The organism is Streptomyces sp. NPDC051664 (assembly GCF_044453545.1).
GTDB lineage: Bacteria > Actinomycetota > Actinomycetes > Streptomycetales > Streptomycetaceae > Streptomyces.
This window is the reverse complement of the sequence record NZ_JBITCU010000006.1, coordinates 235864-243772: the sequence shown is the minus strand read 5'-3', so window position 1 is coordinate 243772 and position 7909 is coordinate 235864. Positions and strand designations below refer to the sequence as shown.

Genomic DNA, 7909 nt, shown 5'->3' with positions numbered 1-7909 from the left:
GGTGTTCGGCGTGTTCGGGGTGTTCGGGGTGTTCGGGTTGTTGAGCCCGCCGATCTGACCCGTGTTGGGGGTGTTCGGCGTGTTCGGGGTGTTCGGGGTGTTCGGGTTGTTGAGCCCGCCGATCTGACCCGTGTTCGGAGTGTTCGGCGTGTTCGGGGTGTTCGGGGTGTTCGGGTTGTTGAGCCCGCCGATCTGACCCGTGTTCGGAGTGTTCGGCGTGTTCGGGGTGTTCGGCGTGTTGACCCCACCGATCCGGCCCGTGTTCGGAGTGTTCGGCGTGTTTGGCGTGTTCGGCGTGTTGAACCGGCGACTCGGAGTGTTCGGCGTGTTTGGCGTGTTCGGCGTGTTGGCGAACCTGCACCTCTGGTCGTTCCTACCGCACGTCCTTGATGGCGCGTGCTGTGAGTCCGCCGCAGCCGTCGCCTTCGTCGTCGCCTGAGGAGCCGCCTCAGCGCTCGTCACACCCCCCGTTCCGGCGAATACTGCGGCGGCGCAGGACAGGCCCACGATGCAGGGAACGCGCTTCCGAATATTTGCATTCACGACGATCTCCTCTTGAGTGAGATGAGGTCCGATCTTCCGGAATGCGGCGAGCCGAGCAGTTCGACTCACTGCACTGCACCATCTCCATGGGATGGCCGGGCGGTCGCCTAAAACCATGCTGCAAGGGCTGTGCGCCCATAGGCTTTTTCCCCTAAGTCCACGCTGCGCCTTCCCGTGTCACCTGGCAAGCTCAACCGATTGATGACCCACGGGCTACGAGTCCGGGCCGCCTCCGAGACCGGTCATCAATCATTCAACAGCCGGGAAATCGAGGACTCAGACCGATTCAATGTCCAGTCACCGGTGACGCATCGGCCCCAGGCCCTGGCACGGTTGTCATTCACAGCCCGCAACGCTGCCCACAATTTCCCCAATTGACAGGACGCCTCCGCTGTGGCACTGACGGCCACCGCGGTTGCCTACGCGGCAGAGACACATGGATATCGGGCCCGCGCACAAAAAGTCCGGGTTCGCCAACGGTTCGGTGCTGCGCTGGGGCACACAACTCGACGTCCAGCCCATCGGTGCCTTCGGCAACGGTTAATACCTCACCCAACAAGCCGTCGCCTCCTACGTTGCCGAGTGCACCACCAAAGCCGCCGAGACAACCGAAACCGTCGACCACCGCATCGGCAGCGAAGAAACCTCATACTCCGAGACGTCCCCGACCACGAAGCAACCACCTTCATCGCCTGCCATGGCGCCCCGGTGAATCCTGGCTCGCCGCCGACATCCACCGCGACCTCCGGCACCAGCGCGAATCCGACCGCGAAGCACGTGCCGAGTTGCACAACCTGGAAGGAGATGCTGCACGGCTTCCGCTCCGATTCAAGGAACGTGGCACACCACGAAGGAGGTCGCCGAAATCTTCGGCTCCGGGCTTTCCAAGACAAAGATGCTCGTGCGCAGCGGGGAAATCCGACGAGTACGTTCCGCACGTCACCGCCGACGCGAAGGGTGGGCGGCACATGACCGGCAAGCGCTCCCGGAAGTACGGAAGGTTCGCCCGAAGATTGCTCAGCGGATCGCGCGGACTCTCAGATCGCCATGACGATGGAGGTCTACGCCGAAGCGAGCGAGGAAGAAGTGCGCGACGCGATCGGCCGGCTGTCGGACGCGCTGTGCGGTACCGGCTGAACACTGCGTACCCGATAACAGTGCAGGCGACCCCCGGAGCCCCGGGGGTCGCCTTGCGTATGGGGCCCTAGTCTGACGCACCTTCAACAGTGAGCGCGTGGTCCACGCCCGTCGAGAAGTCATCGGACTGGCCGCGAATCTTCAGCGCATGTGGCCCGGGTGCCAGCGGTGGCAGCTGGACCCACAAGCCGCACCCGGTGGTTGTGCCGCGTCCGCCCGTCCCGGTGACAGCGTTGTTTGCGACGCTTGCCACAGTGATCTTCTCTCCCGGTAGGCGTCCGGGTCGACCCGTTCGCCGTCCAGGACCGCCGACCCCTTGGCTCTCCTCATGAAGGGCGCGCAGTCCTCAGGGCTTCCGAACACGTTCACGAGGGGAAAGGCGACCGGAACTCCGTTGGGAACGGTGCATGTGCGGCTCGCCCGAGTGCCGAAAGTGCCGGCCAGGAACCACACGTCCCGCGGCTGGTTGCGCCCACACGCGCTTCCGTCCTGGTCGGCAACAGGGTTGGTCGCCTCGGGTTCCGACGCCGCCCATGTCCACCATCGGCCCTGCAGGTCCGTTGGAGAGAGGCGAGTGTGCGCCGTCGCCGACGTGGTCCGGGGAGAAGGCACTGCCGATGCTCGTTCCACCGTGTCCTCCGGTCCCGCGGGTGTCGCGGTCCCGCACCCCGTCAATGCGGCCACGACTATGGCGGTGAGCCCCACCGTGCCGGCCTTGAACTCCACGCATGCCCCTCCCGACGTCGCGCAGATGCCTCGTCTCCACGACTGGCGCGACGTGCGCGGTCACCCTGCTCACGAGCTGGTCCCGCGCTCGGTGGGCTCGTTGCGGCACTTCGCTGCTGTACGGCCCAACGCAAAAGGCCCCCGGATCTCTCCGGGGGCCTCTCAGCTGTGTGCACTCGGCAGGATTCGAACCTGCAACCTTCTGATCCGTAGTCAGATGCTCTATCCGTTAAGCTACGAGTGCTTGGCGTTCCGGGCTTTTCTGCCTGGTCGGCGTTGCGGGAACAACATTACATGACCCGCGCCGTCACGCGAAATCCATTACCCACACCACCTCTGACCTGCGAAAACGCCCTGTGGCGCCTTATTCGGCCGCCTCGCCCCGCGCTGCCGCGAGCACGTTCCGCGGCCGGATACGACTGAAGCCCCGGCCAGTGGCTCGGGGCTTCAGCGATCAAGCGGAGGCGGAGGGATTTGAACCCTCGATGGGCTTTAAGACCCAAACCGCATTAGCAGTGCGGCGCCATAGACCGGACTAGGCGACGCCTCCAGCACACCTCGCGCGAGCGCGAGTGGTGCGTGCAGATGATGACACAGCTGAGCGCTGTCTCTCCAATCGCCGCCTACGGTACTAGGCAGTCGGCCACGAGAGCAAAGCGTCTGGGTTGCGCAACGCCGCGGCGTGCGGAGCGTTAGTGAAGACGGGGGTACCGCCTCCGCCGTTCTTCCGCGTCCCACAGGAGCTCCGCATGCTGCGCCGCCTCGCCCTCACCGCTGTCACGTCCCTCGCCGTGCTGTCGGCTGCCGCACCGGCCGCGACCGCCGCAACCGGCCTCCTGCCGCTGCTGCCCCTTCCGCTGCCGCTGCCGTCGGCGCTCCAGGGCGACGACGGCACCGGGAGGACCCAGCTGAGGGTGACGGTCTCGGACTCCGGCGACCGGGAGGCCGACGGCGTGTACGAACTGCGGTGCCTCCCGGCCGGCGGCACCCATCCGGTGGCGCAGCAGGCCTGCGACCGGCTGGCGGAGCTCGCGCAACCCACGGACAGGAACGGCGGCACGGACCCCTTCCGTCCGGTGCCCGCCGACGCCATGTGCACCCAGCAGTTCGGCGGCCCGGCCACGGCCCGGGTCACCGGGACCTGGCAGGGACAGCACGTCGACGCGGCCTTCGACCGGACCAACGGCTGCGAGATCGCTCGCTGGAACACGCTGCGGCCGGTGCTCCCCAACGTCCGCTGACCAGGGCGGTCAGGCCCGTCGCAGAACCCGTACCGGGAGCTTCACAGGACTCGCACAGGGCAGGAGTCGTACACCGTATGCACAGAACCTTGGTGAGAGCTCCCCCTCATCCGCCGTCGGATGCCCCTCCCCTGCCTTTAGACTCCTCCAGTGACAGCCTGCGGCCCGAGGGGCAAGATGGGGCCCGCTGTCGGCAAGGTGCGGTAATCAGGGAGGAAGCGTCGTCGTGAGCAGCAGGCCATCCCGAGGCGCTGCTCGCCTCGCAGCAATACTCGATGCCCTTCCGGACGGGCTGTTGCTCGTCAATTGCAACGGCACGGTCGTCAACGCCAACACCATCGCCCTCGAAATGTTCGAGACTCCGGGCACCGCGCTCGTCGGTCGTGGACTGCTCGATCTGCTGCCGGAGTTCGACTCCAAACTGATTCCGGGGTCGATGCGCAGGCCCGAGGCCGCGGACGAGCGGGGCCGTACGAAGCCGACGCGGATGACCGCGCGGCGGACCGACGGCACCGAGTACCCGGTCGAGGTGACCAGCGCCAGCCTGGAGGACGGGCAGGCCGCGTACAACGACTTCCAGGCCGGCTACACCGGCAGCTACACGGGAGACGAGCTGCTGATGCTCGTCGTCCGGGATCTTTCGGGCACCGTCGACACCGAGGCCGAGCTGGCCCGTTCGCAGCGGCAGACCGAGATGATCCTGCGGGCCGCGGCCGAGGGTGTCGTGGGTACGGATACGGACGGCCGGGTCGTTCTGGTCAACCCCGCCGCCGCGCAGATCCTCGGATTCCGCGCCAGCGATCTGGGCGGCCAGGAGCTGCACCCGCTCATCCTGCACTCGCGTGCGGAGGGCGAGCCGTTCCCGTACGAGGAGTCGCCGCTCGCCGACACGCTCAAGTCCGGGCGCAAGCACCGGGTGCGCGGCCAGGTCCTGTGGTCCAAGAGCGGCGCACAGGTGCCGGTCGATCTGACGACCGCGCCCGTCCGCGACGGGGACCAGCTGGTCGGCGCGGTGATGACGTTCACCGACCGCAGGCCGTACGAGGAACTCACCGAGCAGCACACGGCGCAGCTCACCGAGCTGACCGAGAGCCACACCACCGAGGTCACCGAGCTCACCGAACGGCACACCACCGAAGTCGCCGAGCTCACCGAACGGCACACCACGGAGCTGGCCGACCGGACCGAGCGGTACGCGGCAGAGCTGGAGGAGCAGGCCGAACGGATCACGGATCTGACCGCCCGGCACCACCAGTTGACCGCCGTACTCGGCGAGTCGCTGCGCGGCCCGCTGGAGGAGCTGCGCGGCGAGCTCTTCAAGCTCGCCGCCGACCCGGCGGGCCAGCTGTGGCCCGAGGCCAACCAGATCCTGCACCACCTGGCTGCCGGCTATGCCCGGATGACGACGCTCGTCGACAACGTGCTGGGCTTCCAGCGGCTGGACAGCGGTGTGGAGCAGCTGGTCAAGGAGACCGTACTGCTCGACGGCGTCGTGACGGCCGGTATCGACGCCGCCGTCGAGCTGATCGGCCCCGGCCGGGCCCAGTTCGCGGTACATGCGCCGCCGATCGAGGCCGAGGTCGACGCGGGTCGACTGGTGACTGCGCTCGCGCATCTGGTCGCGGATGTCGCCGGGGTCGACTCGACCGGCAAGGCGCGTGTGGTGCCGGGCGGCGGCTATGTCGACTCGACGGTCGTCGTGGCGGCGGCGCAGCGCGGTGATGTCGTACGGATCGAGGTACGCGGACCGTTCGCCGGGGGAGACCCGGTCCACGAACCGATCGTGCGCGGAATCGTGCGGGCGCACGGCGGTGTGCTCCAGACGCACGAGATGCCGGGAATGAGCGGCAGCGCGTATGTACTGGAGGTGCCGCTGGGCGCGGGGTCGGGCACCGTGATGCCGCCGGAGCCGCCCGTCGTGCAGGCACCGGCGGAGGCGACGGCCGGTGGTGTTGCCGGGGCCGGTGCCGTTCAGGAGCAGCCGGGCACACCGCCCGGCGGGCGGCGCAGGGCCCGCAGGGCGTCGACGGATGCCTTCCTGGAGAGCCCGGTGGGTGCGGCGGAAGCCGGACCGGAGGCCGGCACAGGGGCGGTGGAGCCGACCGGACGGCGCCGGGCGCGGCGTGAAGCGGTGACCCAGGAGGAGCCGGCTCAGCAGGTCCAGCACGCTCAGCAGGGTCCGCAGTCGCCTCAGGGACTCGTCCCCGCCCAGCAGCAGGGCGAGGGATCCGGCCGCAGGCGGGGGAGGCCCAGCCCGGCCGAGGCGACCGCTGCGGCCGCACAGTCCCCGCTGCCCGCACAGTCCACCCAGTCTCCGCAGCCGGGGCAGGGGCCCGGACAGGCGTTGGCTCTGCCCGGAGCCGCGGCGCCGTCCGAGGGCTCCGTGGTGACGGCGGCCGAGGGCGCTCAGAGCGGTGGCGGCCGTCCGCAGCGCGGGCAGACCGTGCCGCCGCAGGGCGTTCCGACCGAGATGCCGGCGCCTGCGGGCGGACACCGGACCCGTCAGGGCAATGAGAATCAGCTGGCCCTCCCGGCAGTCGCTCCTGCCGCCGGCCAGGGGCAGAGCGAGGGCGGCCCGCAGCAGGGCCAGGCCCAGCCGCAGCCGACCGGGCGGCGGGCCCGGCGGGCGCTCGGGTCAGCGCAGGACCGGTCCGTTCCGGCCGAGTCGGCGGGGCCGCGGACCCCGTTCGCGCTCCCGCCCGCCGAGGCCGACCGGATCCCGCCCACGGCCGGTGAGGCGGACGCCTCGCTGCCCGGACGCCATGACACCGTGCGGGCCCCGCACGACGAGCACACGCCACCGCAGGCGCACCCCACGCCGAGCGGCCGCCGCCGGGCCCGTCAGGCCGACGCACCCCAGCAGCCGGAACAGCCGGCGCCCCTGCAGCAACCGATGCAGCCCGGACTGCCCGCACAGCCCGGGGGCTGGGCGGGGAACGGCACCTCGGGACAGGCGCCGGCCTCCCTCACACCCCCCGGCAACGGCCTGGACTGGGCCGGAGCGGGTCACACCACCCACACCACCGGCACCACCGACCCCGCCGGTGTGACGGAGAGCCGCCCGCGAGACACCGCACCCGTGCCCGCTCCCGCAGCCGAGCCCGTGCCGGATGCGCGGCGCCAGCCGCTGCCGGCCGAGGCCCCCGTGCCCGCATCCGCGTCGGCCGACTCGACGCAGGGGCGCGCGTTCAGCGTGCGGACGCTCGGGCAGGGCGTGCCGTTCGTCCAGCACCTCGCCCATCAGCAGAACCAGACGCTCGGCGGCGCCGGCCGGCGCCGTAAGCTCGCCGCCCCGCCCGAGGCCGAGCCCACCGCACAGCCCGGTGCCGCACCGGCCGCTACTGCGCAGCCCGCCGCCGCTCCCACCACCAGCACCTCCGGGCAACTGCTGTCCGCCCCTGCGGCCGAGGGCCGCGCATACGCCATCGGGGCACCCGACGAGGGCGCCGAAGGTCCCGAGCCGCTGGACGGCCCGGGAGGCGCGGTGGAGGTCGCCAACCGTCCGTCGCCGCAGCCGGTCGACGACGAGCTGCCCCCGGAACCGCTGGACAACCCGCGTCGGCTCCTCGTCTGGCCCGCGCCCGACGTCTCCACCCAGCAGGCGCTGGGCGACCGCGGCTACCGGCCGGTGATCGTGCACTCCCGCGAGGAGGTGGACGCCCAGATCGCGGCATTCCCCGCCGCGCTCTTCGTGGACCCGCTGACCGGTCCCATCACGCGTACCGCCCTGCAGTCGCTGCGCCAGGCGGCGGTGGCTGCGGAGGTTCCGGTACTGGTGACGGCCGGTCTGGGGCAGGCGTCGCGGGAAGCGGCGTACGGTGCCGACCCCGCCGTACTCCTCAAGGCGCTCGCTCCCCGCGACAGCGAGCAGCACCCGCCGCGGGTGATGCTGATCGAGGAGCACGAGGAGATCGCGGTGGCACTGACGGCGACGCTGGAACGCCGCGGCATGCAGGTCGCGCGGGCCGCCACCGACGACGAGGCGGTCTCGCTGGCCACTCGGATGCGGCCGAATCTGGTGGTGATGGACCTGATGCAGGTACGCCGCCGCCGGGCCGGGATCATCGACTGGCTGCGCGCGAACGGCCAGCTCAACCGGACCCCGCTGGTCGTCTACACCTCGGCCGACATGAACCGGGCGGAACTGCCGAAGCTCAGCTCGGGCGAGACCGTGCTGTTCCTGGCGGAACGCTCGACGAGCGAAGAGGTGCAGTCCCGCATCGTCGACCTGCTGGCGAAGATCGGCACGAACTGACCGACGC

3 protein-coding genes, 2 tRNA genes and 1 pseudogene are annotated in these 7909 nt (G+C 70.2%); 4 read left to right on the top strand and 2 right to left on the bottom strand.

Annotated elements, in window-relative coordinates; genetic code table 11:
* Positions 1–199: 199 nt before the first annotated feature.
* Both ACIA8E_RS14605 and ACIA8E_RS14600 read left to right on the top strand, forming a co-directional pair.
* Entirely contained in the window at positions 200–439 is a 240-nt protein-coding gene (locus tag ACIA8E_RS14605) for a hypothetical protein (RefSeq protein WP_399297949.1), read from the top strand.
* Positions 440–991: 552 nt separating this feature from the next.
* Positions 992–1239: pseudogene (locus tag ACIA8E_RS14600) on the top strand (replication initiator); the annotation flags it as partial.
* A 1338-nt stretch (positions 1240–2577) separates the two neighbouring features.
* On the opposite strand, the gene ACIA8E_RS14595 reads toward ACIA8E_RS14600, so the two are convergent.
* Both ACIA8E_RS14595 and ACIA8E_RS14590 read right to left on the bottom strand, forming a co-directional pair.
* Positions 2578–2650: transfer RNA gene (locus tag ACIA8E_RS14595), tRNA-Arg, on the bottom strand.
* Positions 2651–2865: 215 nt separating this feature from the next.
* Positions 2866–2956: transfer RNA gene (locus ACIA8E_RS14590), tRNA-Ser, on the bottom strand.
* A gap of 199 nt (positions 2957–3155) precedes the next feature.
* Between ACIA8E_RS14590 and ACIA8E_RS14585 the strand changes: the two genes are divergently transcribed.
* Together ACIA8E_RS14585 and ACIA8E_RS14580 are read left to right on the top strand one after the other, a co-directional pair.
* Complete coding sequence (locus ACIA8E_RS14585; RefSeq protein ID WP_399297947.1) at positions 3156–3647, top strand: SSI family serine proteinase inhibitor; 492 nt, start codon at positions 3156–3158, stop codon at positions 3645–3647.
* A gap of 226 nt (positions 3648–3873) precedes the next feature.
* Positions 3874–7902, top strand: coding sequence for a PAS domain-containing protein (locus ACIA8E_RS14580; RefSeq protein ID WP_399297945.1), 4029 nt, complete (start codon positions 3874–3876; stop codon positions 7900–7902).
* The last annotated feature ends 7 nt before the right edge of the window (positions 7903–7909 follow it).

Coding starts and splice junctions, on each gene's coding strand:
- ACIA8E_RS14585 (WP_399297947.1), top strand. CDS start 3,156: ATGCTGCGCCGCCTCGCCCTCACCGCTGTCACGTCCCTCGCCGTGCTG.